This window comes from Aliiroseovarius pelagivivens (assembly GCF_900302485.1).
Lineage (GTDB): Bacteria > Pseudomonadota > Alphaproteobacteria > Rhodobacterales > Rhodobacteraceae > Aliiroseovarius > Aliiroseovarius pelagivivens.
Genome location: NZ_OMOI01000001.1, coordinates 1,638,628 through 1,664,756 on the forward strand (window position 1 = coordinate 1,638,628; position 26,129 = coordinate 1,664,756).

Sequence of the window (26,129 nt, forward strand, 5' to 3'; positions counted from 1 at the left end):
TTTATGCCAATGGCTTCAAGGAATGGGATACCTTGCGACGAAGCGCTGTGCAAACTGTTTGGGGGTACAACGCCCTAGTTCAGGCGGCGCGGAAAGCCATCCCATCGGTACGGATCTTCAAACCAGCGCGCCCGTGGCTTTCGTAGCTAGGGATAGCCAACCCACCACGATCATCTTTCAGATCACGCAGCAGGCGCTCTTGGATCGGACGCAAAAGCTGTTCTGGACCCGAGAGGACCTCGATCGCGGTCAGGTTCTCACCACCGTCATCAAGGCGAAGATACAATGTCGCCTGCCGTGCATTGCCAATGCCACTCGTGGCCTTACTGCAGGACAGCAACAATCCGGTTACGTCCTCAAACGGCACCAAAGTTTCTGTCTCGAACTCGTTATTCGAGCTGATCCGACCGCGACGCACCATCCGATTGTGAAGGTCGATCTGGGTCGATGCAATTCCGCCGCCTTGACCGAACAGATAAAGAAGCCCGCCCAACCCTACGAACAAGCAGGTCAAACCCAGCTTCATGGTCAGAAGTACAGTGTCATCCATTACCGGGGCATTCTGCATGACCCACAAACCGATCGAGGAAATGGCAAGTGCGACCCCCAGGAAGCGACAGAATGCACGAAGCACCGCTCCTCCGCTAACCGTTTTCACCTGGTTCATCAGCAAGTATCCGCATCTTGTGGGAGTAAGCAGTACGGGTTGTGCCGAAGCGAACCCTTTCGTGCCAGACTGAGGTAGTGATGAGACCATGGTCATGGGAGAAGACCTTCTTTTTTTATGTGCGGATCTGACAAGTAGCAGCGCGTCAGAGCTCAGTTTTCTCGCCCCAGTGTAGGGCGCTTAACAAAAGATCGACCTGAAGTGTGACGGAAGTTGGGCGTCAGATTGGTCAATGAGAGGCCATAATTTGCGCCAACCGATGCCGATGCACCTTATTTGCACCCGACAACCCGCCGCAAAGCCTTGCACCACTTGGTCAGACGTGTATAAGGCACCGTCCTTTCCGTAAGTGAATGAACCGCGTTGCCTCTCGTGGATGGGTCGCGGAAAGGTTTTTGCCCATTCTTTGAAGCGCGCTTGAAAATAGAACTGGAGTTCACATGCCCCTTTACGAGCATGTCTTCATCTCGCGTCAGGATCTGTCCAACGCGCAGGCTGAGAACCTCATCGAACATTTCGGCACCGTACTGGGTGACAACGGCGGCAAAGTCGTTGACAGCGAGTACTGGGGCGTCAAGACGATGGCTTACAAGATCAACAAGAACCGCAAGGGCCACTACGCCTTCCTGAAGACTGACGCTCCGTCTGTCGCCATTCAGGAAATGGAACGCCTGATGCGTCTGCATGACGATGTCATGCGCGTTCTGACCATCAAGGTCGACGATCACGCCGAAGGCCCGTCGGTACAAATGCAAAAACGTGACGAACGCGGCGACCGCCGTGGCCGTGACCGTTAATCCGGAGGTCTAAACCATGGCAGCCAAACCGTTTTTCCGCCGTCGTAAAGTTTGCCCGTTCTCGGGCGACAACGCACCGAAGATCGACTACAAAGACACACGTCTTCTGCAGCGCTACATCTCTGAGCGTGGCAAGATCGTTCCTTCGCGTATCACCGCCGTTTCGGCAAAGAAGCAGCGTGAGCTGGCCCGTGCTATCAAGCGTGCCCGTTTTCTTGCTCTGCTTCCCTACGCCGTTAAGTAAGGGGACCTGATCAATGCAAGTTATCCTTCTGGAACGTGTGGCCAAGCTGGGCCAAATGGGCGACGTCGTCGACGTAAAGCCTGGTTACGCACGCAACTTCCTGCTGCCCCAGGGCAAAGCCCTGTCGGCCTCGGACGCCAATATCGCGTCGTTCGAAGCTCAGAAAACTCAGCTGGAAGCCCGCAACCTGGAAACCAAACAAGAAGCAGAAGCTCTGGCTGAGAAGCTGGGCGGCGAGCAATTCATCGTGATTCGCTCGGCTTCGGACGCTGGCGCCCTTTACGGCTCGGTCACCCCGCGTGACGCCGCTGAAGTTGCCACCGAAGCTGGTTTCTCGGTCGACAAAAAGCAAATCATCTTGGTCACTCCGATCAAGTATTTGGGCCTGCACAGCGTCACCGTACGTCTGCACCCTGAAGTCGAAACCGAGATCGGCCTGAACGTGGCGCGCTCGCAAGAAGAAGCCGAACTGCAGGCTTCGGGCAAATCGATCCAGGAACTGGCCGCTGAAGCTGAAGCTGAAGCCGAGTTCGAGATCGCCGAGCTGTTCGACGACATCGGCGCAGCTGCATCGGACGACGACGACGACCTGGCTCCGGCCGGCGACGACGCCCCCGCCGCAGAGGCTTCGGAAGAAGAGTAATCTTCCTTCGATACAAGATTAGAAAGGCCGCTCAACCGAGCGGCCTTTTCTTTTTGCGGATTCGCTCATCCTTTGGGACGCGCGATAGAGTTTACTACAACTCCCCCTTTGGAATGGCCTGCTCACCTTCGGCCTTAGCCATTTGAACGAGATGCTCAGCAAGAACACGCCACCTTATCAAATGCCGCCGGCACGGGCGCGTCCCATCCGACGCCAACAAATAAAGGGGGCTTTAGACACCAATGGATTTGTTCTCTGAATGACAGGTCGCGCTTCTCTTTAGACGCACTGCAATCGCTTCCCCGTGAACAATGCCTTCTCTATGCTGCCCACATGACCCAATTCACACGTCGCACCGCCCTCGCCTCCTTCGGCGCCTTTGCTGTAACTGCCTGTGGCAGACGCTCGAACCGCGGCGCCTCACGTGCCCTACAGACCGACAGCTACAATCCCCCGCTCTTTCCCAATGAAACACCCGAGCTGCGCGCCCTGATCAACAAATGGGCCGATCACTACCAAATCCCGCGCGAGCTGGTACATCGTCAGGCCGTGCGCGAAAGCACGCACCGTCCATCGGCGCGCAATGGACCCTACTGGGGTCTGCTGCAAATTCTGCCCCAAACCGCCCGCACCATGGGACATCGCGGCCCGGCGGAAGAACTCTTGGATGCTGACGTGAACTTGAAATACGCCGGCAAATACCTGCGCGGCGCCTATATCGTTTCGGGCGGAGATATCGAGGACGCGATGGGCTGGTACGCCCGAGGGTACTATTATGAGGCCAAACGTCTTGGTCTGTTGGTCGAGACCGGATTACGCCCGGCCTGAGTGCGCTAAGAACGTCACTCTTTGACCCCCTTAACTACAACGCAAAAGGCCGCCCCAATCGGAGCGGCCTTTCGAATGTCTGTCAGGTGAGACTTATTCGTCTTCCAGAGCCTCAACGGCTTTCTGCAGATCGTCTTTCGAGACTTCTTTGTCCGAAACTTCGGCCAGTTCGAAAACATAGTCGATGACTTTGTCTTCGAAGATCGGCGCCTGCAGCTGCTGACGCATCTGCGGGTTCTGCTGAACGAATTCAAAGAACTGGCGTTCCTGACCCGGGTACTGACGTGCCTGGTTCATAACGGCCTGAGTCATCTCGGCATCAGTGACTTCGATCTCGGCTTTCTGGCCCAGTTCGGCCAGCAACAGGCCAAGGCGGACACGGCGGCTGGCAAGGGCTTTGTGCTCGTCGGTGGCTTCGATTTCCGGGTGATCGTGACCTTGCACGTCCGGGTTTTCTTCGTGCCACAGCTGGTGAGCGATCTGACCAGCTTCGGCGTCCAGCAGCGACGGCGGCAGGTCGAAATCAACCAGTTTGTCCAGCTCGTCCAGCAGGTTGCGCTTCATGATAGCACGGGCCGCACCAGCGAATTCTGCTTCCAGACGCTCGCCAATCTGCGATTTCAGAGCGTTCAGGTCTTCGGCACCGAATTTGGTGGCCAGCTCGTCGTTGATCTCGGCGGCAACAGGCTCTTTGACCTCTTTCACGGTGCATTCAAACACAGCGTCTTTGCCGGCCAGGTTTTCCGCACCGTACTCGGCAGGGAAAGCCACTTTGACTTCAACTTCTTCACCAGCTTTGGCGCCAACCAGCTGCTCTTCGAAACCCGGAATGAACGAGTTCGAACCCAGTACCAGCGGGTAATCTTCAGCTGCGCCACCGTCGAAGGCTTCGCCGTCAACTTTGCCCAGGAAGTCGATCACAACCTGATCGCCGTCTTTCGACTTGGTGCCTTTTTTGCGGTCTTTGAAGTCCTGAGCTGTCTCGGCCAGGTTGGCCAGCGCTTCTTCAACTTCACCTTCACCAGCCTTCACGACCAGCTTTTCCAGCTTGATGCCTTTCAGGTCGACCTCGGGGACGTCGGGAAGGGCTTCGTACGACATTTCGATCTCAACGTCGTCGCCTTCTTTCCAATCATCGTTGGTCATCTTCACGTCAGGCTGCATGGCCGGACGGTCACCCGATTCCTCGAAGTGAGCGTTCATGGCGCCATCGACAGCTTCCTGCATGGCTTCGCCCATCAGGCGCTGACCAAACTGCTTTTTCAGCAGAGCCATCGGCACTTTGCCTTTGCGGAAGCCTTTCATTTCGACTTCGGGCTGCGCTTCAACCAGCTTTTCGTTGACTTTGGCGTCCAGATCAGCGGCCGGAACCACGATCTTGTAGCCGCGTTTCAGACCTTCGTTCAGGGTCTCGGTGACCTGCATCGTCTCGTCCTTCTTTCAATTTTGGTGCGGGTGGAGGGACTTGAACCCCCACGCCTTGCGGCGCCAGAACCTAAATCTGGTGCGTCTACCAATTTCGCCACACCCGCTAAAACCGAGGACGGCCCACGTTTTCAGGACGGGGCCGTCCAAATTCGCGCCCTTCTAGCACCAGTGCGCAGCGGATGCGAGAGGAAAAGCGCCCTTATCCAGCAGGAGTTCGCGCAATTTCATACTCTTTCGGTGCGGATGCCCGGCGGAAGGCCCAGAATCAGGTGCTCACGTCCCTAGTTTTCGGAACACTGCGGGCAATTGTTCGGGCAAATCCTCGGCGATCAATCCCGGCCCAAATTCCAGTGCGCATTCCACATGCAACCACGCGGCGGTTTCTGCCGCTTGCATGGGCGCGAAGCCCCGCGCGAGCAGTCCGGTGATGAAACCCGCCAGTACGTCTCCCGATCCGGCGGTGGCCAGCCATGGGGCGGACCGCTCATAGGCGGCGGAGTTGATCGAGCATGCGCCATCTGGCGCCGCAATCACCGTGTCCGGCCCTTTGAACAGCACGACGCACCCTGCCCGCGCTGCGGCTTCTCGGGTTGCGTCGACCTTGGAATAGGCCGGTCCTTTGGTGGCGGGGGCGTTCAGTTTCTCGGCAATATCAGGGAACAGTCGCGCGAACTCGCCCGCATGCGGGGTCAGCACGCAGTTGTCATGCAGCATGTCGAACAGCACCGACGGATCGTCCTTAAACGACGTCAAAGCATCCGCATCCAGCACCGTCGCGCGTTTCGCAGCCAAGGCCACCGGAACCAAATCCCGCGCACGATCTACGCCCAAACCGGGACCAAGGCAGAGCGCGTTGAGCCGTTCATCCGCCAGCACAGCCTGCAACGTCTGCGCATCCCCAACAGGAGACAGCATAATCGCATCCAACCTCGCAGCGTTTTCCTGGAGTGCGCCGGGCGTTGGGGCGACGGTGACCAGCCCGGCCCCAATGCGGAGTGCACCTCGCGCCGAGAGCCGCGCCGCGCCGCCTTTGCCAGACGGTCCAGACAGGATGAGCGCGTGGCCGTGGGAGAATTTGTGATCGTTGCCGGGCTTACCTAGCCAGCTTGGGCGATCGACCAATCTGACAATCTCGCCCGGCGGCACCGCCGGGCAATCCCCGACCGCCCCCCCGGGCGGGGATTTCATCCCCCCCCGCGGCCGGGGACTGCCCTCTAAGCCGATGGATTTGACGACCGTTTTTCCAGCCCACCCGGTACCTTCACTCAATAAATGTCCAAGTTTGGCGGTATGAAAGGAGACTGAGAGGTTCGCTTGAACAGCGATTCCAGCTTCATCTTCGCTGTCCGCACTCAGTTCACGACCCGAGTCCGAACAAACCCCAGATGGGATATCAATTGAGACAATCTTTGGCTTCATCACTGCAAGTTCGTTCTGGTTTCTTCCCCAGCGCTGGTAAACATCCCAGTATAATTCCTCTGGCTGCGTTACTGCGCGCTTGAGTCCTGTGCCAAACAACCCGTCAATAAGAAGGTCAGAATTTGCACTAGATGTGCCATGGTTAGTCTCTTCCCTACTGTAGGATCGAACCTCCCCCAAATCCATCCACAGCTCATAATTCACCCGCGCATCCGGTGGCAGCTTCTTGGCATCGCCATAGAGGAACACCTCGACCTCCCAGCCCCATTCTTTCAACAGCCGCGCCACGACAAATCCATCGCCGCCATTGTTGCCCGGCCCGCACAGCACCACCGCTTTGTGAGAAGTTTTTGCCAGCTCGGGCCATTCTTCGAATATGGCCTCGACCACGCCCCGGCCCGCGCGTTCCATCAGCTCCAGCCCCGTGACCTCGCCCGACTCAATCGCGGCCTGCTCAATGGCGCGCATTTGGGCAGCTGTCAGCAATTCGGTCATCTTATTCTTCTCACTCTGCACAATCTTCGCGCGCACTGCTTAATTTTTAGGCACATGCTCAGTTTTTCACACGCCCGCGTGCGCTACCACCACCCTAGTCAATTGCCCCCCGTTAAGGAAAGTGATCAGTGATGCCCAACACGACGTTTCGAACCGGAGGGCTATCCATGAAAAAGATCGAAGCCATCATCAAGCCGTTTAAGCTGGATGAAGTGAAGGAAGCGCTGCAAGACATTGGCGTGCAGGGCCTGTCGGTGATCGAAGTGAAGGGCTTTGGCCGTCAAAAGGGCCATACCGAGCTGTATCGCGGCGCTGAATATGTCGTCGACTTCCTGCCCAAAGTGAAGATCGAAATCGTTCTGGCCGATGATCAGGTCGATGAAGCCGTTGAGGCCATCATCGACGCCGCCAAGACCGACAAGATCGGCGACGGCAAGATCTTCGTCAGCCCCGTTGAACAAGCCATTCGCATCCGCACCGGTGAATCCGGCGACGATGCTCTGTAAATCACACGAATACACACGAACCAAAGGAACCTGATATGAGCGCTCAAGACGTACTCAAGCAGATCAAAGATGAAGACATCGCCTATGTCGACATCCGTTTCACTGACGTGCGCGGCAAGCTGCAGCACGTGACCGTGGACTGCGACCTTGTCGACGAAGACTTCCTGGAAGAAGGCTTCATGTTTGACGGCTCGTCGATTGCCGGCTGGAAGTCGATCGAAAGCTCGGACATGAAACTGATGCCCGACACGACCAGCACTTATGTCGACCCCTTCTATGCCGAGAAAACTCTGTGCATTCACTGCTCGGTTGTCGAGCCCGACACCGGCGAGAAATACGCCCGTGACCCGCGCGGCACCGCCGAGAAAGCTGAAGCTTACCTGAAGTCCTCGGGCATTGGTGACGTGGCTTACATGGGTCCGGAAGCTGAATTCTTCCTGTTCGACGACGTTCGTTTCTCGAACACCATGAACAAAGTGTCGTTCGAAGTGGATGCTGTTGACGCGGCTTGGAACTCGGACGCCGAATACGAGATGGGCAACACTGGCCACCGTCCGGGCATCAAAGGCGGTTACTTCCCCGTGAACCCGATTGACGATGCGCAAGACCTGCGTTCGGAAATGCTGACCACGATGAAGAACATCGGCATGAAAACCGATAAGCACCACCACGAAGTAGCTTCGTGCCAGCACGAGCTGGGTCTGATCTTCGACAGCCTGACCAAGCAGGCCGACGAGCTGCAGAAGTACAAGTACATCATCCACAACGTGGCCCACGCTTACGGCAAAACGGCAACATTCATGCCCAAGCCGATCGCAGGCGACAACGGTACCGGCATGCACGTAAACATGTCGATCTGGAAAGACGGCAAGCCGCTCTTTGCTGGCGACAAATACGCTGACCTGTCGCAGGAAGCCCTGTGGTTCATCGGCGGCATTCTGAAGCACGCCAAGACCCTGAACGCCTTCACCAACCCGTCGACCAACAGCTACAAGCGTCTGATCCCGGGCTTTGAAGCCCCTGTTCTGCGCGCCTACTCGGCTTCGAACCGTTCGGGTTGTGTACGTATTCCGTGGACTGAAAGCCCGAAAGCCAAGCGCGTTGAGGCTCGTTTCCCCGATCCGGCAGCGAACCCCTATCTGTGCTTTGCAGCCCTGCTGATGGCCGGCCTTGACGGCATCAAGAACAAGATCGATCCGGGCCCCGCTCAGGACAAGAACCTGTACGACCTGCCGCCGGAAGAACTGGAAGGCATCCCGACCGTTTGTGCATCGCTGCGCGAAGCTCTGGAAAGCCTGGAAGCCGACAACGACTTCCTGACAGCTGGCGACGTGTTCACCAAAGACCAGATCCAGGGTTACATCGACCTGAAATGGGAAGAGGTTTACGCCTACGAGCACACCCCGCACCCGGTGGAATACCAGCTGTACTACAGCTGCTAATCGCTGAGAAATTATTGACTTGGGGCGTCCTATTGGGCGCCCCTTTTCATTTCAGGCAGAGGGTTGGTTCGAGCGGCAACCAAGCATGCCCCAAACAAAAAAAGAGCGCCTATCCGGCGCTCTTTTCATTCATTAGCTTGTTGGTTGCCTATGCCCAAGCCCCTGTTAGCGGGGCGTCATAGATCTCAGGAGCTTCCAGCAACCACGCGGTTGTGAGCCTGCTGATACTGACGGTGGCCTTCCTGAACGCAATAAGCATCGCCTTCAGCTTTCGTCATTCCCGACGGCACAGCGATCGATTCATCCCACTGAACCCGGTCACGCATATAAAGCTGGCATATCACGGCACCCTTCTCGGTCTGAATCTTAACAGGGTTGCTTTCATACGCAGTCTTGTTGACACACCCAGCCATCGCACCAGTGGCAGCAATCGCCATCACTAAAGTAAGTTTTTTCATATTTCTTCCCGCTCTATTTCTCACTCGTGAACTTGCCCGAGGGCACACCTAGCTTTAAGCCACAAATTTTGTCTAAAGTATGAAAATTGGTGCTCAAAATTCATTGCAAACACGCACATTCAAGCCACAATATCCGAAGATCTTTTAATATTCACCTACAGGTGGATTGATGTTCAACTCTTCCAACCTTTGCCATGACAACACATACGAGTGGATCGAGAAGACCACCGCACCGGTTCTTGGCAACCGTTTCATGGTCTGACGCTCGACCCGCAACCACTTTTCTTTCTCAGGGGAAAAGCTACGGCGTTCCTCTTCCCTTCGTGGCTGAAACAGCTCGGGATCATTGTAGGAAAGATAGTTCGCCCGCCACATCGGTCGGCCAACCTGAATACCGTCGAACAGTCGTTGAACTCTGGCGGCGATATCAGGCGTGTAGTCGTCAACGGGAATGTGAATTTTCACCAATGATTTCATATATTTTTGATCAAGAGACCAACTGGCCGGAAAACAAAGGATGGCACCTGTCATCACGTGCTCATCATCTTGTTTTTGCAGGATGACAAAGTCTTCCTGCACCAACGCACCTAGTGTCAGAAGGGGCTGCGAACGATCCAGCTGAACCAATCGATCATCCGGACACCGCACACAGTCGCCCTGAACCTCAAATCCGTCCTTGTCCGAGAGTTCTGCAAGCACTTCCTCAAGCAGTTCATCCGCTGCTGCACGCGCCCCATCGGACAATCGATGAACGAGCTGGCCGTGTTCCTTCATAAGAAACAATCTGTGCGCCATTTGCGCAGGATACACGTCATCAGTCTGCAACCACTGCCCCGGTTCGACAGGATTTAGTCCCGGAAGTCGCGCAGTCCTCGGATTCGCCCAAGGCAGAATCGGTAGCTCGTTTTGACAGATTTCAACCATCTGTATCCCCCGCTGAGTGACGGGCCGGACTGTGCGCGGCTACGAACATCCGTGCAAGCGTAAATTGGGGCACTGGATCACCCGAGTATACGTTTCTTCACCCTTGCGTGAACTTGTCCCTCACCCCCTTGCCCCGTCCCCCATGGCACGCCACCTTCGTCGGACCAAATCATTTCGTCGGACCGCCCCAAGACAGCACGCGCACTGCTGCCGCTCTGGCGTTTCCGATCAGGACAGGAGCAGCCATGCCGACCGAAAAGTTTACCTTCCCCGGACATGCAGGTCACGATCTGGCCGCGCGTCTGGATCTGCCCGATGGTCCTCATCTGGCAACGGCCCTGTTTGCCCATTGCTTCACATGCGGCAAAGACATCGCTGCTGCTCGCCGCATTTCCGCACGCCTCGCCGCGCTTGGTATTGCCGTGCTGCGTTTTGACTTTACCGGACTTGGACACTCGGATGGCGATTTCGAGAACACCAGCTTCACCTCGAATGTGCGGGATCTGGAAAACGCAGCCGAGGCCTTGCGCGACCGTGGATATCCGCCCGCACTTTTGATCGGGCACTCGCTTGGCGGGGCAGCCGTAATCAAAGCTGCGTCCCACCTGTCGGGAATTCAGGCTGTCGTCACCATTGGCGCCCCGGCAGATCCCTCGCATGTGATTGAAAACTTCGCGGACGCCCTGCCCGGCATCACATCTGAAGGCGCCGCCGATGTCTGTCTGGGGGGCCGCCCCTTCCGTATTGGCGCAGACTTCGTCGAAGATGTGCAATTCACACAACTGGACGAGGCTCTTAAATCTCTGAACGCTGCCCTTTTGGTCCTGCACGCCCCGCGCGACCAGATCGTGTCGATCGACAACGCCGCCACGCTTTTCATGGGGGCTAAGCATCCCAAAAGCTTCATTACGCTGGACGATTCAGATCACCTGATCAGCCGCGCCAGTGATGCCGAATATGTCGCCGAAGTGATCGCCACCTGGGCGGCGAAGTATGTGAACCTCGCCCCTCCCGCTCCGCCCCCCGGCGCGCCCGAAGGCATCGTCCGCGTATCCGAGGCCGATCCGCGCGGGTTCCTACAAGATATCCAATCTGGCCCGAAGCATCATACGGTGGCGGATGAACCCTTGGCCTATGGAGGCACGAACAAGGGTATGTCACCTTATGGGTTCCTGTCGGCTGGGCTTGGCGCCTGCACCTCGATGACCATTCGCATGTATGCGCGCCGCAAAGGCTGGCCGTTGGAACATGTCCGGGTCGAAGTCAGCCATGACAAGGTCCACGCGCAAGACGCTGAAACCGGAGCCAAGAACCGGATCGACACCTTCCGGCGCGAAATCCACCTGACCGGCAATCTGGATGCTGGCCAGCGCCAGCGCCTTTTGGAAGTTGCGGATCGTTGCCCGGTGCACCGAACACTTGAAAGCTCCAGCCAGATCGAAACCGTTTTGGCAGGCTGACACGGGGAAATCCGCGTGTGATAGCACAGGGACCGCTTTTTACCTTGACCCGAGCCACCGCACCGTCAAAAACGCCTTTATGAGTACGGGCAGACTAACAATTGATCTGGATGCAGTGGTCGCAAACTGGCGGGCGCTGGATGCAAAAAGTGGGGCAGAGGTTCAGACCGCTGCTGTTGTGAAAGCCGATGCCTATGGGCTTGGCGTGGGCAAAGTGGGTCGTGCACTGGCCGCCGCTGGCACACGGCGCTTCTTTGTGGCCGCCGCCGAAGAAGGGGCCGCGTTGCGCGAGGCCCTTGGCCCCGGCCCGGAAATCAGCGTCTTTTCCGGCCACATGTCCGGCGACACCGACATGGTGCACGATCTGGGCCTTGTACCGATGCTGAACTCGGTCGAGCAAGTCACCCGCCATCTGGAAGCCCTGCCCGGCCACCCGTTTGGCATTCAGCTGGACACTGGCATGAACCGTCTGGGGATGGAGCCCGCCGAATGGGCCGCACTACGCGACATCCTTCTGCCACAAAACCCGCGCCTGATCATGAGCCATCTGGCCTGCGCCGATGATCCCGATCACCCGATGAACCACCAACAGCTGTCGGCCTTTCACGACATGACCGATGGGGTCGATATCCCGCGTAGTCTGGCGGCAACGGGCGGCATCCTGCTTGGGCCGGATTATCATTTCGACCTGACCCGTCCCGGCATTGGCCTTTATGGCGGCTTCCCGTTCGAGGACGCCCAGACGGTTGTTCATCTGGACCTGCCCGTCATCCAAATCCGCGATGTCGCCGAGGGCGAGACCGTGGGTTATTCCAACACATGGCAGGCCGAAGCCGCGTCGCGCGTCGCGACCGTGGCTGCCGGCTATGCAGATGGCCTGAACCGGCACCTGTCAAACCAAGCCGTACTGTTTCACGAAGATACGCCCTGCCCCATTTTGGGCCGTGTCTCGATGGATATGATCGGTGTAGACGTGACGCACCTGCGCGAAACACCTAAAAACTTGACCATGTTGTCTGATCAGCAGACCGTCGATGATCTGGCAGAGATTGCAGGCACCATTGGCTATGAGTTTCTGACCCAGTTGGGCCACCGCTATCACCGCCACTATGCACGGGGCCGCACATGATCGCCTTGACCAAACCACTGGCCACAATTGGTCGTGTGACGCTTGGGTTTCTGGCCCTTGTCGGGCGCGTCGCGATCTTTGCAGGCCAGTCCATCGCCCATATCGTCCGCCCGCCATTCTATCCACGCGAGCTTCTGACCGCGATCCTGAACATCGGCTATTTCAGCCTGCCTGTGGTAGGTCTGACAGCGATCTTCACTGGTGCTGCGTTGGCATTGCAAATCTATTCAGGCGGTCAGCGTTTCTCGGCCGAAGCCGTCGTGCCCCAGATCGTCGCCATCGGCATGGTGCGCGAACTTGGCCCGGTTCTGGTCGGCCTGATGATTGCCGCGCGGGTGACCTCGTCGATTGCCGCCGAAATCGCCACCATGAAAGTGACCGAGCAGATCGACGCGCTGGTCACGCTGTCCACCCACCCGATGAAATACCTGACCGCCCCTCGCGTGCTGGCCGCCACTCTGGTCGTGCCAATTCTGGTCGGCATCGGCGACATCATCGGCATCATGGGCGGCTTCATCGTTGGCACCCAACAGCTTGGCTTTGCCACTGGGCCTTACCTGAACAACACATGGAATTTCCTTGAGACGCCCGACATCGTGTCCTCGCTGATCAAAGGCGCGGCCTTTGGCTTCATCGCCGCCGTCATGGGCTGTTATCACGGGATGCGTTCTGGTCGCGGCGCGCAGGGCGTGGGCCGCGCCACCAAAACCTCGGTCGAGGCCGCAGCCGTCCTGATCCTAGCCGCCAACTTCCTTCTCACCAGCTTCTTTTTTGCGACATGATTGAACTTACAAACGTCCATAAAGCCTTTGGCCCGAAACGCGTTCTGGACGGGGTAGACCTGACCATCAATCGCGGTGAAAGCATGGTGATTATCGGGGGCTCCGGCACCGGTAAGTCTGTGTTATTGAAATGCATTCTGGGCCTAATGGTGCAGGACAGCGGTTCCATCACTCTGGATGGCGAAGACACCTCGAAGGTCGAGCGTGACGCGTTTCTCGCCCGCTTCGGGATGCTGTTTCAGGGTGGTGCGCTGTTTGACAGCCTGCCCGTCTGGCAAAACGTTGCCTTCCGCCTGCTGCGCGGATCGCTTGCCAAACCCAAAGAAGAAGCCCGCGAGATCGCGATCGAGAAACTGCGCCGCGTGGGCCTGACGCCCGACGTGGCTGACCTGTTCCCAGCCGAGCTGTCGGGCGGCATGCAAAAGCGTGTGGGCCTTGCCCGCGCCATCGCCGCCGAGCCCGAGATCATCTTCTTCGACGAGCCCACCACCGGGTTGGACCCGATCATGTCCGGCGTCATCAACGACCTGATCCGCGAGATCGTGGTCGAAATGGGTGCCACCGCCATGACCATCACCCATGACATGTCCTCGGTCCGCGTGATTGCCGACAAAGTGGCGATGCTGCATGACGGGAAGATCCAGTGGACGGGACCGGTCAGCGATATGGATGCCTCGGGCGATCCCTACGTCGCACAGTTCATTTCGGGCAGTGCTGAAGGGCCGATTGAGGCGGTAAGGTAGCGGGTTCAAGCGGGAAGAATTCAACGTTTCTCCCCGGTGTCACCACTTGAGAATTCGATCAAGAGAGCTTTCATTGTCCTCATGACACTGCGTTACCTCAATCTCGCCCTCCTCATCGCCTTCCCCATCGCCTGGTTCGCGCCGCTCATGCACGCAGGCATCAACCTGCCGCTCTTTGGCTTGAAAGAGGTCAGCGTCGTCTCGGGCCTTCAGGCGCTGTGGGAGACGGACGTGATCCTCGCGCTGCTTGTCACCTTCTTTGCGGTCTTCGCACCGATCCTGAAGGTGCTGGGGCTGGCCCTGATCCAGTTCGGCATGATGCGCCGCCGGATGCTGCCCGCGTTCAACGTTTTGGGTAAGCTCGCGATGGCCGACGTCTTCCTGATCGCACTTTATATCGTGATCGTAAAAGGCGTTGGTCTTGCAAAGATCGAGACCGGCTGGGGGCTTTATCTGTTCACCGCCTGCGTCTTGACCTCGATCGTACTAAGTTTTGCAACCGCGAAACGTCAAAAAGCCTGACGTGGCAAGTGCCTAACCCCTTGCACACGGCGCACCAACCGGGCAGAAATTCCGAATGGCAAAAGCACAGAAAATTTTCACCTGTTCGGCCTGCGGGGCCAGCTCCTCGAAATGGTCCGGCCGCTGCGAGGCCTGCGGCGAATGGAACACCATTCTGGAAGACGCCCCGCTCAGTTCTGGCCCGGCCTCGAAGTCCTTGGGCGGCAAGCGCGGGGCATCGCTCAAGCTGACTGATCTATCTACGGAAGAGGCCCCGCCCCCGCGCACCGAATGCGGGATGCGAGAGCTGGACCGCGTGTTGGGCGGCGGATTGGTGCCCGGTTCTGCCATTCTTGTGGGGGGTGATCCCGGCATCGGCAAATCCACCCTGCTGTTGCAGGCCGCGGCCCTGTTCGCGCAAGCGGGGCTGCCTACGATCTATGTCTCGGGCGAGGAAGCCTCGGCCCAAGTGCGGATGCGCGCCCAGCGATTGGGCTTGACGGATGCCCCCGTCCGGCTGGCTGCTGAAACCAATCTGCGCGACATCATGACGACGCTGGACGCTGAACGCCCTGCTCTTGCGATCATCGATTCAATCCAAACCATGTGGGCCGACAATGTAGACAGCGCGCCGGGTTCCGTCAGTCAGGTCCGCGCAGCCGCGCACGAGCTGACCACATTCGCCAAGAAACGCGGGATATCTGTCGTTCTGGTGGGCCACGTCACGAAGGACGGCCAGATCGCGGGGCCCCGTGTGGTCGAACACATGGTCGACACGGTGCTCTATTTCGAAGGCGAACGCGGCCACCAGTTCCGCATCCTGCGCGCTGTGAAGAACCGTTTCGGCCCAGCAGATGAAATCGGCGTGTTCGAGATGACGGGCGCGGGCCTGTCCGAAGTCGTGAACCCCTCGGCCCTGTTTCTGTCTGATCGCGAAGACCCCGCCCCCGGATCGGTGGTGTTCGCAGGCATCGAAGGCACCCGCCCGGTTCTTGTTGAACTTCAGGCGTTGGTCGCGCCCTCGCCTCACAGCCAACCGCGCCGGTCTGTTCTGGGCTGGGACAGTGGGCGTTTGGCGATGATCCTAGCGGTGTTGGAAGCCCGCTGTGGCATCCCGTTTGCAGGGCTCGACGTCTATCTAAACGTGGCCGGTGGCATGAAAATCTCGGAACCCGCTGCCGATCTGGCTGTGGCGGCGGCGCTACTTTCCGCGCGCGAGGACGCCTCGATCCCCAAAGATACTGTGGTTTTTGGCGAAATCAGTCTATCAGGGGCATTGCGTCCTGTCGGACAGACGGAAAACCGGTTGAAAGAAGCGCAAAAACTTGGTTTCACATCTGCGATAGCGCCAACGCGCAGCAAGACCGGCTCGGGCTCCGGGCTGAACATTCAGAAAATGTCGGACCTGACCGGGTTCGTCGGAGAAATATTCGGGGCCGGATAGGCCCAACAACAGGGACGGTATCGGGCCAAGACCCGAACCGAAGTGACGAAGATGGAAGGTTTCACTCTGATTGACGGGATCGTGGCTGCGGTCATTCTCATCTCGGCAATTCTGGCCTATTCGCGCGGATTTGTGCGCGAAGGCATGTCGATTCTGGGGTGGGTCGCTGCTGCAGTTCTGGCCTATATATTTGCTCCACGCGCCCTGCCGTTGATCAAGGAAATCCCAGTCCTGCAAGATTTCATCGCCGACAGTTGCGAATTGTCGATGATTGCGGCCTTCGCTGGCGTCTTTGCCTTGGCACTGGTGATCGTGTCGATCTTCACACCGCTCTTTTCCTCGGCTGTCCAGCGCTCGGCGCTTGGCGGGCTGGATCAGGCGCTTGGCTTCATCTTTGGCGTTGTCCGCGGCCTTGTTCTGGTGGCGATTGCGCTGGTGGTCTATGATCGCATCGTAACAACCGACACCATTCCGATGGTGGATGACAGCCGTACTGCAAAAATCTTTGCCCGCACGCAGGATCGTATCAACGAACAGATCCCCGAGGATGCCCCCGGCTGGATCGTCGGCAAATACGAAGAGCTGGTCGGCGCCTGCTCGGGCGGCTTGCCAACCACCGAAGATAGCGGCAGCTGATCAATTCACAACGCGCCCCCGGGGCGCGTTGTTTCGTTTCGGGCAGGCGAATTAATCACCCCAGCGATGTGATAGATTGATGACACGGCGCAACCTGTCCAGTAAGAGAAGCCCAACGCCACGGAATCGGAGACCGCTGCTCATGTCCGACACCTCGCCCGCCTGTCCTTCCACCATGCCATTCGCGCATCCGTTTGATGACGACAAGCTGAAGGAGGAGTGTGGTGTATTCGGCGTAATCGGCCTGAAAGACGCTGCAAACTTCGTCGCCCTTGGCCTGCACGCCCTGCAGCATCGCGGACAAGAAGCAGGCGGCATCGTCTGCCATGATCCCGCCGAAGGCTTCAACTCGGCCCGCCGCTTTGGCTATGTGCGTGACAACTTCACCAAAGCCAGCGTGATGGAGACCCTGCCCGGTCCCCTTGCCATCGGCCATGTGCGCTATTCCACTGCCGGATCGAAAGGCGCGGTCATCCGCGACGTGCAGCCTTTCTTTGGCGAGTTCTCGATGGGCGGCGCCGCGATCGCCCATAACGGCAACATCACCAATGCCGACGCCCTGCGTCGCGAATTGATTGAGCGCGGCTCGATCTTCCAAAGCTCGTCGGACAGTGAATGCATCATTCACCTGATGGCCCGTTCTCTGCAACGCACCATCCCCGAGCGGATGGAAGACGCGCTGCGTCGGGTCGAAGGTGCATTCTCGGTCGTTGCGATGACCCGAACCAAGCTGATGGGCGTCCGCGACCCGCACGGTGTCCGCCCGCTGGTGCTGGGCAAACTGGGCGAAGGCTGGGTACTGTCGTCGGAAACCTGCGCGCTGGACATCATTGGCGCCGAGTTCATTCGCGAGATCGAACCGGGCGAGATGGTGGTGATCACTGATGACGGTGTGGACAGCAGTTTCCCGTTCCGCCCGCAGCCCTCGAAATTCTGTATCTTCGAGCACGTTTATTTCTCGCGCCCTGACAGCATCTATGGGGGCCGCTCGGTCTATGAAACCCGCCGTCAGATCGGTGTGGAACTGGCCCGCGAAACCCCAGTCGATGCTGATCTGGTCTGCCCAATCCCGGACAGCGGCGTGCCCTCGGCCATCGGTTACAGCCAGGAAAGCGGCATTCCCTATGCGCTGGGGATCATCCGCAACCAGTATATGGGCCGGACCTTCATCGAACCGACCGAACAGATCCGCAACATGGGTGTGCGTCTGAAACTGAACGTGAACCGTGCCCTTATCCGCGGCAAACGCGTTATTCTGGTCGATGACAGCGTGGTGCGTGGCACCACGACCCGCAAGATCAAGGACATGCTACTGGATGCAGGCGCCAAGGAAGTTCACTTCCGCATCGCCTCCCCGCCCACCGCATGGCCCTGTTTCTACGGCGTCGACACGCCCAATCGTGACAAGCTTTTGGCCGCCAAGATGACCGAGGACGAGATGTGTGCGCATCTCAAGGTCAACAGCCTGAAATTCATCTCGCTCGACGGGCTGTACCGCGCTGTTGGCGAAGCCGAAGGCCGCAAAAAGGACTGCCCGCAGTATTGCGACGCGTGTTTCTCGGGTGAATATCCGGTAACACCTGCGGACCAGATCAAAAAAGGATTTGAGCTGAAGGCGGCGGAATAGTGAAGTTTCTGGAACGCTTTTTCCAGAAGGGATCCGAGGATTTGTCCAAGGATCCCCGTTGGCGGCGTTTCAACGACAGCGCGTATAAATGCCCCTGCTGCGACCAAAGCTTTTCGGGCATTTTTGATATCGGCTTCGATCACCCCGATCCTTGGCCACACGGAAACCGCAAGGAAAGCGGTCAGGAAGAACTGATCGTGGGCGAGGACCGTCTTGGCACGGACCTGTGCAGGTTCAGCGGGCACGTGTTCGTTAGGTCTGTCTTGTACTTGCCCGTCAAGGGAAGTGGCAAACGGTTCGGTTTCGGATGCTGGGGATCGCTAAGCGACGAAAACTTCGACACATATGTTAAGGATTCGCGCGGAGAGGCGGTGTTCGAAGGCGCTTTTTCGTGGCTTGCGAACAGCCTGCCCTGCTTTGAAAGCACCGACCCGTTACCATGCAACATGACACCCGGCGACGATGGACAGCGACCGTCTTTGTGGGTTCAGGAAGGTCACGCTTTATTTGACGCGCAACAGGAGGGGATCAGTTTCGACACCCTTCTCGATATTTACGCGAAAACCGGAAATAATCTGCGTCCTCACCTTTCAGACGCGTAAGCGCTTCCCGCACTCGACATTTCAATTAGACAACGTTAAGCCGCCCCCATGACCGACACACAGAAAATCGCCCTCGTAACCGGTGCATCGCGTGGCCTTGGGGCCGCCATCGCGCTGGAGCTGTCCAAAACCCATCACGTTGTGGCCGTGGGCCGCACCACAGGTGCCTTGGAAGAGCTGGATGACAAGATCAAGGCTGCCGGTGGTTCCGCCACTCTGGCGCCGATGGACATCACCAATAAGGACGCCATGGCGCATCTGTGCCGCTCGATCCATGATCGTTGGGGTCCGATTGCTGTCTGGGCACATACAGCGATTTACGGTCCTGCCCTGATGCCGACCCCGGATCTGGACGACAAGGGCTGGACGCAGGCGTGGAACACCAATGTCGAGGCGACCCGCAATCTGATCTTTATGGTCAACGCGCTGATGACAGATGACAGCACCGCATTGTTCTTTGCCGATGATCATGCGGGCGAGAAGTTCTTCGCGGGTTATGGGGCCACCAAGGCGGCCCAAGTGGCAATGGTGCGCAGCTGGGCGGCTGAGAACGCCAACATCGGACCGCGTGTGGTCGTGGCCGAACCTGCGCCGCTTGCAACCTCGATGCGTGGCCGGTTTTTCCCCGGCGAAGACCGCAGCACGCTGGCCCCAGTTGATGACGAGGCGAAGCGCATTTTGTCCGAGGCCGGGCTAGCCTAAACTTTGACCTGATCGCAACGGTTTTCACTTCGTGAACTCAAGATTGCCCGCTGCGCTTGCTGCACAGGCGCGGCTGCCCTATTGAATGCCAAAGGCCCACAAAAAACGGGGCTCGGCGGAAAGGGCACACCATGCGCATTCTCATCACAAACGACGACGGGATTAACGCCCCCGGCCTAAAAGTGGCCGAGGCCATCGCACACCAAGTCGCGCAGGATCTGGCAGGCGAAAAGGCCGAGATCTGGACCGTCGCTCCGGCCTTCGAACAATCCGGCGTAGGCCACTGCATTTCCTACACCAGCCCTTTCATGATCGCCGAACTTGCCCCGCGCCGCTTTGCCGCCGAAGGCAGCCCGGCCGACTGTGTGCTGGCCGCGCTCTATGATGTGATGCCAGACCGGCCCGATCTTGTGATTTCTGGCGTGAACCGGGGCAACAACTCGGCCGAGAACGCGCTTTATTCGGGTACTCTGGGCGCAGCCATGGAAGCCGCTCTGCAAGGCCTTCCCGCCATTGCACTGTCGCAATACATGGGCGTCGGCACCAAGGATTTGGACAGCGTGTTTCAAGCCGCGTCCCAGTTTGGACCCGAGATCGTGCGCAAGCTGGTCGCCAACGGTCCGTGGGACCGGGACAACAACTATCCGATCTTTTACAACGTGAACTTCCCGCCTGTCGCCGCCGACTTGGTCAGAGGAGTACGCACCGCCCCGCAAGGCTGGCGGCATGACGCATTTTTCGGGACCGAAGCCCATCACAGCCCCTCGGGCCGCAAATTTCTGTGGATCAAAGGGGGGCCGCAGGCCACCCCGTCCGAACCTGGCATGGATCTGACCCTGAACCTTGAAGGCTATGTCTCGGTAACACCGATGCGCGCAGACCTTACCGCACATGACCACCTTTCCACGCTTGAGGGTCTGTTTGAATGAGCCAAGCTGACGGACAGGCACCCGTAACGTGGGATGCAGAACAGAAAATGCAGTTCCTGTTCAAGCTGCGCTCGAAAGGCGTAACAAACCCACGCGTGCTATCCGCAATGGAAGAGATCGACCGTGGCCCCTTCGTGCGCGGCGTGTTCGCCCGACGTGCCTATGAAGACATGCCCTTGCCGATTGCCTGCGGGCAGACGATCTCGCAGCCGTCGGTCGTAGGGCTGATGACGCAGGCCGCTGATATTTCGGCTCGCGACAAGGTGTTGGAGCTGGGCACCGGATCCGGCTATCAGGCCGCGATCCTGTCGAAGCTCGCACGCCGGGTCTATACCATAGATCGCCATCGCCGCCTTGTAGCCGAAGCACGCGAGCTGTTTGAGACAATGGACCTGCATAATATCACCGCAATTACGGGTGACGGATCACGCGGCCTGCCCGATCAAGCCCCGTTTGATCGCATCATCGTCACCGCCGCCGCTGAAGACCCGCCCAGTCCGCTCTTGGCGCAGCTTGCCGTTGGCGGTATCATGATTGTACCAGTGGGGCAGTCTGACGCCGTACAAAGCCTGATCAAGGTCACAAGAACCGAGACAGGATTTGACTATGACGAGCTTCTGCCGGTGCGGTTCGTACCCCTTTTGGAAGGGCTGGGGCGCGAATAGCGATTTTCCCCGCGACGGCGGGTTCAGGTTGGGTTATTCCAGCCACATCACAAAAAGGCCCGCAAAAAGGGTCACATGCAGAGCCTGACAAACAGGTCCATGGATTGAGGAAGAGACGAGCAATGCCACTCCACAGCACAATTGCGTGCCTGCCCCCTCGTGCCAAACAGTGCGCCGAACTGCGCCTCGGGGCCAAAACACGTGCAACACTTCTATTCGGATCGCTTCTGGCACTATCTGCCTGCGGCGATAATTTCGACCTGGATTTCCGGGGACTGGCCGGGGGCGATCTGTCTACGGCACAAGCCGCGCAATCGGTCGGCACCGCCCAGCGACCCAGGGCCGACGCGCGCGGTGTGATTTCCTATCCCGGCTATCAAGTCGCGCTGGCCAAGCGTGGTGACACCGTCGCCGATATTGCAGGCCGGATCGGGATGAGCCCCGCCGAGCTGGGCCGCTACAACGGTCTGGCGCTGGACGCGCCCCTGCGGGATGGCGAGCTTCTGGCCCTGCCCCGCCGCGTGGCCGAACCCGCAAGTGGCGTAATCAAGCCGGAAGGCGAGATCAACATCACCACACTCGCTGGCGACGCCATTGATCGCGCGGGCAACACCCCAGCCAATGCAACTGCACCCAAAGTCTCGGGCCAACAGCCCTTGCGCCACCGCGTTGAACGCGGCGAGACTGCGTACTCGATCGCGCGCAGTTATGGCGTGTCTGTTCGGTCCTTGGCCGACTGGAACGGATTGGGCGCCAACCTGACCGTGCGAGAAGGCCAGCACTTGTTGATCCCCGTGAAGGTCGCCGCACCCGTGAAAGAGACGCGGATATCGCAACCCGGTCAGGGATCGTCTACACCGACCCCACCTTCGGCGGCAGACGCTCTGCCCAAGAACGAGGTGAAGCAACCCGCCCCCAAGGCCCCGGATGCCCCGAAACTGTCAGAAACCCGCACCAAGGCCAGCGCGGCCCGTATGTCCCTGCCCGTCGCGGGCAAAGTCACAAGCGTCTTTGACGCCGAGAAAGCGGGATACATCCTGATCTCGGCCAAACCCGGCGATCCAGTGAAAGCCGCGGCCAGCGGTACGGTGCGGCTGGTGTCAAAGGACGTCGAAGGCGAAGAGATCGTGGTAATCGACCACGGCAACGGCACACAGTCCGCCTATAGCTTCATTTCCGGGATCACGGTGAAGAAGGGTCAAAAGGTTAAGCGCGGTCAGCAGATCGCGGTTGCCACAAAGAACCGCTATAACGCGATCCAGTTCCTTGTGTTCAAAGGCACCGAGCCTGTGGACCCGATGCCTTATCTGAACTGAGGGGATTAGGGGCTCTGCCCGTTCTCAGGCGGAACTGTCCACCGGACGGTTTCCAAGAAGCCTCCGAACCCCGGGATACTGTTCGTAAGAAAATAAGGGCCGCCGGTTTCGGGCGGCCCTTTTTATTTGTTCGGTCAAAGCGTGATACGGAAGAGCGCAAAGCCCGTGTCACTGTTGCCCGCTTCTTCGATCGTGACCCCTTCCACGTTGGTCGCGTGGGGGGCTGCAGCCGGTCCGGTTTCAAACAGAACCGTCGTGCCCTCCATCGGGGCGAAGCGCCAATTGGCGTCGGCCTTGGGGCTGACTGTGCCCTGTTCGACGATATAGCGCACAATCACATCGCGGTTGGTGTCTGGGCCTTCAAACACGGTGGTCGAGCCATCTGCGCCTGGGAAACTGCCACCGCCTCCGGCACGATAGTTGTTCGTTGCAATGATGAATTCCTGTGCGTCGTCAATCGGTTGCCCGTTGAAGCTGAGGTTTGTAATGCGATGAGCATCGGGGGCCACGACCTCGCCCTTTTTGTTGTAGCGAGACGGTTGGCTCAGATCGATTTCATAGGTTACACCGTCTATCACGTCGAAATTATAAGACGGGAAGTCAGGGTTCAAAAGCACGGCATCCGCGCTGCCTGCCTCGATCTGGTTGAACATGCCCGCCGACCGCTCGAGCCATTCGCGCACGGTCGCACCGTTGATCCGCACCGCCCTTACGGTGTTGGGATAGAGGTAGAGGTCCGCGACATTTTTAATCGCCACATCTCCCACGGCGACATCGGTGTAGTAATCTGGACCGCCCCGGCCACCGGCCTTGAAGGGGGCCGCCGCCGATAGGATAGGAAGGCCTTCGTGCGCGGTCCCCTGCATCATCTGCTGGATGTACCAAGTCTGCGCGTTGGACACGATCTGGACAGACGGATCATCCGCCACCAGCGCGAAGTAGCTGTGCAGCGGGGCGTCGGTTTTACCTACAGCGCGGCGTACATAGGCCAATGTATCGTCATGCTCGGCCTGAACCGAGGCCAGAACAGCCGGGACGCTTTCAACCAGTGCGGTGATCGACCGGTCTTCGTTACGTTTATAGATTGGACGTGCCTCGGAGGTGTGGGACACCACGCGCCATGCGCCGCCATCATGTTCGATCAGAAGGTCGATCAACCCCATATGCGATCCCCAGAAGCCGCCCATGACCGCAGGGGTGCTCATGATCGTGCCGCGTTCGACATCCACGCCGGGGTAATCAGCATAGGTCGAGGATGGGAACACAAGATGCGAATGGCCGGTTAGGATCGCGTCGATGCCGTCGATGGCCGCCAGCGGGATCGAGGCATTTTCCATCCCTTCGGTGTGTTCCGCTGACCCGATGCCCGAATGGGACAGCGCGATGATCAGATCTGCGCCCTCTTCACGCATTTGCGGGATATAAGCCTTAGCCGCTTCGATGATATCACGCGCCTGAACGTTGCCCTCCAAATGGCGGCGATCCCAGTTCATGACCTGAGGCGGTACGAAACCGATGAAGCCGATCTTGATGGGTTGTGTGGTACCTGCACCGTTGGTGATTGTACGGTCGACGATCACATAAGGCGGCAGCAGCGTTTCATCTTCACGCGGCGAGGCACCCAGAGATTTGGCGACGTTGGCGCAGACCACAGGGAAGCTTGACCCGGCCAAAGACTTCATCAGGAAATCCAGACCATAGTTAAACTCGTGATTGCCCAGCGTGGACGCGTCAAAGCCTAGCGTGTTCATGGCATTAATGACCGGATGGGTATCGCCTTCCTTCATGCCACGCTCATAGGCGATATAGTCGCCCATCGGGTTGCCTTGCAGAAAGTCGCCATTGTCCAACAACAAAGAGTTCGTGGACTCAGCCCGGATGTCGTTGATCAGGGCAGCGGTACGCGCCAGACCAACACGGTCGGTTTCACGATCCGAGTAGTAGTCATAGGGGAAGACATGCACATGCAGGTCAGTCGTCTCCATGATGCGCAGATGCGCCTGATTGGAGGATGCTTGTACAGAGTAAGGATGAAGCGCGAGAAAGCCGGCCGAACCGGCCAGAAAACCGCGGCGTGTCAGAGAAAAGGGCATGGGAACCTCGGTCCAGTTGTATGAATTTTGGAATGCTATGAGGTCAGCATGACAGAGAAATGACGCGAACCGAGAGTCTTTTTCCCCAGAAAAGCGAAACTCCGCCCGTTTGGACACGGGCGGAGTTTCGTCTTGTCAGCAGTATCAGCGTGGAATTTAGTCGTCCGCGCGGCCCTTCCCAAGGTGCTTACGCAGCCGTGAAGGTGTTGATTTTTTGCGGTTTTTATAGGGGTTCTTGTCCCCCTGGCCACGCATGGTCAGGCGGATCGGCGTTCCCGGCATGTCGAAATCTTCGCGCAATCCGTTGACCAGATAGCGCGAATAGCTTTCGGGCAGTTTGTCAGGGTGCGAGCACATGACAATGAACCCCGGTGGGCGCGTCTTGGCCTGAGTCATATAGCGCAACTTGATGCGGCGGCCGCCCGGTGCGGGGGGCGGGTGTGCCGAGACCATTTCGGCCAACCAGCCGTTCAGGTGCGCGGTTTTCACACGGCGGTTCCACACGTCATAGGCACGCATCACGGCCTCGTGCAGACGGTCCATTCCCCGGCCCGTCTTGGCTGAGATCGTGATCAACGGCGCGCCACGCAGCTGCGGCAGAAGGCGGTTGAACGATTCAAGCAAGCCTTTCAGCTTGGCCTGCTTTTCAGGCTCGACGTCCCATTTGTTCACGGCGATGACAACCGCGCGGCCTTCGCGTTCGGCCAAGTCAGCGATGCGCAGATCCTGTTGCTCGAACGGAATGGCGGCATCCAGCAGGACTACAACCACTTCGGCAAACTTCACCGCGCGCAAACCGTCGGATACGGACAGCTTTTCAAGCTTTTCCTGCACCTTCGCGCGTTTACGCATCCCTGCAGTGTCGAAAATCCGGGTCGGCGTTCCGTTCCAGTCGAACTTCACCGAAATCGAGTCGCGGGTGATCCCAGCCTCGGGCCCGGTCAGAAGACGATCTTCACCGATCAGCATGTTGATCAGGGTCGATTTGCCAGCGTTCGGGCGGCCAATGACGGCAACCTGAAGCGGTTTTTCGTTGGTGGGAACCTTGGGCGCATCTTCATCGTCGTCCGCGTCCACATCGACTTCGGTTTCGGGCGCGGTTTCCGCGGCGCGTGCTTCGAATTCTTTAGCAATGGGCTCGAGCGCCGTCAGCAGCTCTCCCATACCTTCGCCATGCTCTGCCGACATGCGAACAGGTTCGCCAAGACCCAACGAATAGGCCTCGATCACACCGGCATCGGCGGCTTTACCTTCAGCCTTGTTGGCACCCAAAATAACGTGAGCATTCTTGCGGCGCAGGATGTCAGCGAACACCTCGTCCGCAGGCAGGATCCCGACACGTCCGTCCACAAGGAACAGGCAAGCGTCGGCCATTTCCACCGCGCGCTCGGTCAGGCGGCGCATCCGGCCCTGAAGGCTTTCATCCGTCGCTTCTTCAAGCCCGGCTGTGTCGATCACGGTAAACCGCAAGCCTCCCAGCCGCGCCTCGCCTTCGCGCAGGTCACGGGTCACGCCCGGCTGGTCATCAACCAGCGCAAGACGCTTGCCAACCAGTCGGTTGAACAGGGTAGATTTGCCCACATTTGGGCGCCCTACAATGGCAAGGGTGAAGCTCATTTTGCTCTCCGGGTCACATCAAGCGCCCCGCA

The 26,129-nt window shown here is 58.5% G+C and carries 26 protein-coding genes and 1 tRNA gene; 19 read left to right on the forward strand and 8 right to left on the reverse strand.

Going from position 1 to position 26,129, the window contains the following annotated elements; translation table 11 throughout:
• Positions 1-79: 79 nt before the first annotated feature.
• Positions 80-667 carry a hypothetical protein gene (locus tag ALP8811_RS07980; RefSeq protein ID WP_108856594.1) on the reverse strand — a complete coding sequence of 196 codons (588 nt, stop codon included), beginning with the start codon at positions 665-667 and terminating at the stop codon, positions 80-82.
• Between the two features lie 440 nt (positions 668-1,107).
• Between ALP8811_RS07980 and rpsF the strand changes: the two genes are divergently transcribed.
• From rpsF to ALP8811_RS08000, 4 genes are all read left to right on the forward strand, one after another.
• Positions 1,108-1,464, forward strand: coding sequence for a 30S ribosomal protein S6 (gene rpsF, locus ALP8811_RS07985; protein WP_108856595.1), 357 nt, complete (start codon positions 1,108-1,110; stop codon positions 1,462-1,464).
• Positions 1,465-1,480: 16 nt separating this feature from the next.
• Entirely contained in the window at positions 1,481-1,708 is a 228-nt protein-coding gene (rpsR, locus tag ALP8811_RS07990; protein WP_005982441.1) for a 30S ribosomal protein S18, read from the forward strand.
• Between the two features lie 13 nt (positions 1,709-1,721).
• Positions 1,722-2,351, forward strand: a complete 630-nt coding sequence (gene rplI / locus ALP8811_RS07995; RefSeq protein ID WP_108856596.1) for a 50S ribosomal protein L9 — start codon at positions 1,722-1,724, stop codon at positions 2,349-2,351.
• Positions 2,352-2,684: 333 nt separating this feature from the next.
• A complete protein-coding gene (locus ALP8811_RS08000) occupies positions 2,685-3,179 on the forward strand; it encodes a lytic transglycosylase domain-containing protein (protein WP_108856597.1) in 495 nt (164 codons plus the stop codon).
• 93 nt (positions 3,180-3,272) lie between these two features.
• Here the strand turns inward: ALP8811_RS08000 and tig are convergent, their stop codons facing one another.
• The 3 genes from tig to ALP8811_RS08015 all read right to left on the reverse strand — a co-directional run bounded on the left by tig (position 3,273) and on the right by ALP8811_RS08015 (position 6,521).
• Positions 3,273-4,604 carry a trigger factor gene (tig, locus tag ALP8811_RS08005; RefSeq protein WP_108856598.1) on the reverse strand — a complete coding sequence of 444 codons (1,332 nt, stop codon included), beginning with the start codon at positions 4,602-4,604 and terminating at the stop codon, positions 3,273-3,275.
• A gap of 22 nt (positions 4,605-4,626) precedes the next feature.
• A tRNA-Leu gene (locus ALP8811_RS08010) sits at positions 4,627-4,711 on the reverse strand.
• A 169-nt stretch (positions 4,712-4,880) separates the two neighbouring features.
• Positions 4,881-6,521: an NAD(P)H-hydrate dehydratase gene (locus ALP8811_RS08015; protein WP_108856599.1), complete on the reverse strand. Its 1,641-nt coding sequence runs from the start codon at positions 6,519-6,521 to the stop codon at positions 4,881-4,883.
• A gap of 167 nt (positions 6,522-6,688) precedes the next feature.
• On the opposite strand from ALP8811_RS08015, the gene ALP8811_RS08020 reads away from it, so the two are divergent.
• The gene (locus tag ALP8811_RS08020) at positions 6,689-7,027 is read left to right on the forward strand and encodes a P-II family nitrogen regulator (RefSeq protein WP_108856600.1); all 339 of its coding nucleotides are present in this window, start codon (positions 6,689-6,691) and stop codon (positions 7,025-7,027) included.
• Between the two features lie 35 nt (positions 7,028-7,062).
• Positions 7,063-8,469 carry a type I glutamate--ammonia ligase gene (glnA, locus tag ALP8811_RS08025; protein ID WP_108856601.1) on the forward strand — a complete coding sequence of 469 codons (1,407 nt, stop codon included), beginning with the start codon at positions 7,063-7,065 and terminating at the stop codon, positions 8,467-8,469.
• 185 nt (positions 8,470-8,654) lie between these two features.
• On the opposite strand, the gene ALP8811_RS08030 is transcribed toward glnA, so the two are convergent.
• Together ALP8811_RS08030 and ALP8811_RS08035 are read right to left on the reverse strand one after the other, a co-directional pair.
• Complete coding sequence (locus ALP8811_RS08030; RefSeq protein WP_108856602.1) at positions 8,655-8,927, reverse strand: hypothetical protein; 273 nt, start codon at positions 8,925-8,927, stop codon at positions 8,655-8,657.
• Positions 8,928-9,071: 144 nt separating this feature from the next.
• Positions 9,072-9,851 carry a heme-dependent oxidative N-demethylase family protein gene (locus ALP8811_RS08035; protein ID WP_108856603.1) on the reverse strand — a complete coding sequence of 260 codons (780 nt, stop codon included), beginning with the start codon at positions 9,849-9,851 and terminating at the stop codon, positions 9,072-9,074.
• A gap of 245 nt (positions 9,852-10,096) precedes the next feature.
• Here ALP8811_RS08035 and ALP8811_RS08040 point away from each other — a divergent pair, with 245 nt between their 5' ends.
• From ALP8811_RS08040 to ALP8811_RS08100, 13 genes are all read left to right on the forward strand, one after another.
• On the forward strand, positions 10,097-11,311 hold the full coding sequence (locus ALP8811_RS08040) for a bifunctional alpha/beta hydrolase/OsmC family protein (RefSeq protein ID WP_108856604.1): 1,215 nt from the start codon (positions 10,097-10,099) through the stop codon (positions 11,309-11,311).
• A 79-nt stretch (positions 11,312-11,390) separates the two neighbouring features.
• Complete coding sequence (alr, locus tag ALP8811_RS08045; RefSeq protein ID WP_108856605.1) at positions 11,391-12,440, forward strand: alanine racemase; 1,050 nt, start codon at positions 11,391-11,393, stop codon at positions 12,438-12,440.
• Complete coding sequence (locus tag ALP8811_RS08050) at positions 12,437-13,222, forward strand: MlaE family ABC transporter permease (RefSeq protein ID WP_108856606.1); 786 nt, start codon at positions 12,437-12,439, stop codon at positions 13,220-13,222. The genes alr and ALP8811_RS08050 overlap by 4 nt, the downstream gene beginning before the upstream one ends.
• Positions 13,219-13,965 carry an ABC transporter ATP-binding protein gene (locus ALP8811_RS08055; RefSeq protein WP_108856607.1) on the forward strand — a complete coding sequence of 249 codons (747 nt, stop codon included), beginning with the start codon at positions 13,219-13,221 and terminating at the stop codon, positions 13,963-13,965. The genes ALP8811_RS08050 and ALP8811_RS08055 overlap by 4 nt, the downstream gene beginning before the upstream one ends.
• Before the next feature lie 81 nt (positions 13,966-14,046).
• On the forward strand, positions 14,047-14,487 hold the full coding sequence (locus tag ALP8811_RS08060) for a paraquat-inducible protein A (RefSeq protein ID WP_108856608.1): 441 nt from the start codon (positions 14,047-14,049) through the stop codon (positions 14,485-14,487).
• Positions 14,488-14,542: 55 nt separating this feature from the next.
• Entirely contained in the window at positions 14,543-15,910 is a 1,368-nt protein-coding gene (gene radA, locus ALP8811_RS08065) for a DNA repair protein RadA (RefSeq protein WP_108856609.1), read from the forward strand.
• A 51-nt stretch (positions 15,911-15,961) separates the two neighbouring features.
• Positions 15,962-16,546, forward strand: coding sequence for a CvpA family protein (locus tag ALP8811_RS08070; protein ID WP_108856610.1), 585 nt, complete (start codon positions 15,962-15,964; stop codon positions 16,544-16,546).
• A gap of 175 nt (positions 16,547-16,721) precedes the next feature.
• Positions 16,722-18,173 carry an amidophosphoribosyltransferase gene (gene purF / locus ALP8811_RS08075; protein ID WP_108857484.1) on the forward strand — a complete coding sequence of 484 codons (1,452 nt, stop codon included), beginning with the start codon at positions 16,722-16,724 and terminating at the stop codon, positions 18,171-18,173.
• Positions 18,173-18,775, forward strand: a complete 603-nt coding sequence (locus tag ALP8811_RS08080) for a DUF2199 domain-containing protein (protein WP_181363718.1) — start codon at positions 18,173-18,175, stop codon at positions 18,773-18,775. Before purF ends, ALP8811_RS08080 begins: the two co-directional genes overlap by 1 nt.
• Before the next feature lie 48 nt (positions 18,776-18,823).
• Complete coding sequence (locus ALP8811_RS08085) at positions 18,824-19,477, forward strand: SDR family NAD(P)-dependent oxidoreductase (protein WP_108856612.1); 654 nt, start codon at positions 18,824-18,826, stop codon at positions 19,475-19,477.
• A gap of 131 nt (positions 19,478-19,608) precedes the next feature.
• A complete protein-coding gene (gene surE, locus ALP8811_RS08090; protein ID WP_108856613.1) occupies positions 19,609-20,406 on the forward strand; it encodes a 5'/3'-nucleotidase SurE in 798 nt (265 codons plus the stop codon).
• A complete protein-coding gene (locus ALP8811_RS08095; protein ID WP_108856614.1) occupies positions 20,403-21,071 on the forward strand; it encodes a protein-L-isoaspartate(D-aspartate) O-methyltransferase in 669 nt (222 codons plus the stop codon). Before surE ends, ALP8811_RS08095 begins: the two co-directional genes overlap by 4 nt.
• Positions 21,072-21,193: 122 nt before the next feature.
• The gene (locus ALP8811_RS08100) at positions 21,194-22,387 is read left to right on the forward strand and encodes a LysM peptidoglycan-binding domain-containing protein (protein ID WP_108856615.1); all 1,194 of its coding nucleotides are present in this window, start codon (positions 21,194-21,196) and stop codon (positions 22,385-22,387) included.
• A gap of 134 nt (positions 22,388-22,521) precedes the next feature.
• Here the strand turns inward: ALP8811_RS08100 and ALP8811_RS08105 are convergent, their stop codons facing one another.
• Entirely contained in the window at positions 22,522-24,480 is a 1,959-nt protein-coding gene (locus ALP8811_RS08105) for a bifunctional 2',3'-cyclic-nucleotide 2'-phosphodiesterase/3'-nucleotidase (RefSeq protein ID WP_108856616.1), read from the reverse strand.
• A gap of 156 nt (positions 24,481-24,636) precedes the next feature.
• Positions 24,637-26,097 (reverse strand): ribosome biogenesis GTPase Der, encoded by a 1,461-nt coding sequence (gene der / locus ALP8811_RS08110; protein WP_108856617.1) that lies wholly within the window; start codon positions 26,095-26,097, stop codon positions 24,637-24,639.
• Positions 26,098-26,129: the final 32 nt, after the last annotated feature.

Bases quoted from the DNA above. Each gene is read 5' to 3' on its own strand.
- der (WP_108856617.1), bottom strand. From the start codon at position 26,097: ATGAGCTTCACCCTTGCCATTGTAGGGCGCCCAAATGTGGGCAAATCT.
- ALP8811_RS08100 (WP_108856615.1), top strand. From the start codon at position 21,194: ATGCCACTCCACAGCACAATTGCGTGCCTGCCCCCTCGTGCCAAACAG.
- surE (WP_108856613.1), top strand. From the start codon at position 19,609: ATGCGCATTCTCATCACAAACGACGACGGGATTAACGCCCCCGGCCTA.
- ALP8811_RS08060 (WP_108856608.1), top strand. From the start codon at position 14,047: ATGACACTGCGTTACCTCAATCTCGCCCTCCTCATCGCCTTCCCCATC.
- purF (WP_108857484.1), top strand. From the start codon at position 16,722: ATGCCATTCGCGCATCCGTTTGATGACGACAAGCTGAAGGAGGAGTGT.
- ALP8811_RS08105 (WP_108856616.1), bottom strand. From the start codon at position 24,480: ATGCCCTTTTCTCTGACACGCCGCGGTTTTCTGGCCGGTTCGGCCGGC.
- ALP8811_RS08035 (WP_108856603.1), bottom strand. From the start codon at position 9,851: ATGGTTGAAATCTGTCAAAACGAGCTACCGATTCTGCCTTGGGCGAAT.
- ALP8811_RS08040 (WP_108856604.1), top strand. From the start codon at position 10,097: ATGCCGACCGAAAAGTTTACCTTCCCCGGACATGCAGGTCACGATCTG.
- ALP8811_RS07980 (WP_108856594.1), bottom strand. From the start codon at position 667: ATGAACCAGGTGAAAACGGTTAGCGGAGGAGCGGTGCTTCGTGCATTC.
- ALP8811_RS08070 (WP_108856610.1), top strand. From the start codon at position 15,962: ATGGAAGGTTTCACTCTGATTGACGGGATCGTGGCTGCGGTCATTCTC.
- ALP8811_RS08085 (WP_108856612.1), top strand. From the start codon at position 18,824: ATGACCGACACACAGAAAATCGCCCTCGTAACCGGTGCATCGCGTGGC.
- rpsR (WP_005982441.1), top strand. From the start codon at position 1,481: ATGGCAGCCAAACCGTTTTTCCGCCGTCGTAAAGTTTGCCCGTTCTCG.
- radA (WP_108856609.1), top strand. From the start codon at position 14,543: ATGGCAAAAGCACAGAAAATTTTCACCTGTTCGGCCTGCGGGGCCAGC.
- ALP8811_RS08050 (WP_108856606.1), top strand. From the start codon at position 12,437: ATGATCGCCTTGACCAAACCACTGGCCACAATTGGTCGTGTGACGCTT.
- tig (WP_108856598.1), bottom strand. From the start codon at position 4,604: ATGCAGGTCACCGAGACCCTGAACGAAGGTCTGAAACGCGGCTACAAG.
- ALP8811_RS08095 (WP_108856614.1), top strand. From the start codon at position 20,403: ATGAGCCAAGCTGACGGACAGGCACCCGTAACGTGGGATGCAGAACAG.
- ALP8811_RS08055 (WP_108856607.1), top strand. From the start codon at position 13,219: ATGATTGAACTTACAAACGTCCATAAAGCCTTTGGCCCGAAACGCGTT.
- ALP8811_RS08000 (WP_108856597.1), top strand. From the start codon at position 2,685: ATGACCCAATTCACACGTCGCACCGCCCTCGCCTCCTTCGGCGCCTTT.
- alr (WP_108856605.1), top strand. From the start codon at position 11,391: ATGAGTACGGGCAGACTAACAATTGATCTGGATGCAGTGGTCGCAAAC.
- ALP8811_RS08020 (WP_108856600.1), top strand. From the start codon at position 6,689: ATGAAAAAGATCGAAGCCATCATCAAGCCGTTTAAGCTGGATGAAGTG.
- rpsF (WP_108856595.1), top strand. From the start codon at position 1,108: ATGCCCCTTTACGAGCATGTCTTCATCTCGCGTCAGGATCTGTCCAAC.
- ALP8811_RS08015 (WP_108856599.1), bottom strand. From the start codon at position 6,521: ATGACCGAATTGCTGACAGCTGCCCAAATGCGCGCCATTGAGCAGGCC.
- rplI (WP_108856596.1), top strand. From the start codon at position 1,722: ATGCAAGTTATCCTTCTGGAACGTGTGGCCAAGCTGGGCCAAATGGGC.
- glnA (WP_108856601.1), top strand. From the start codon at position 7,063: ATGAGCGCTCAAGACGTACTCAAGCAGATCAAAGATGAAGACATCGCC.
- ALP8811_RS08030 (WP_108856602.1), bottom strand. From the start codon at position 8,927: ATGAAAAAACTTACTTTAGTGATGGCGATTGCTGCCACTGGTGCGATG.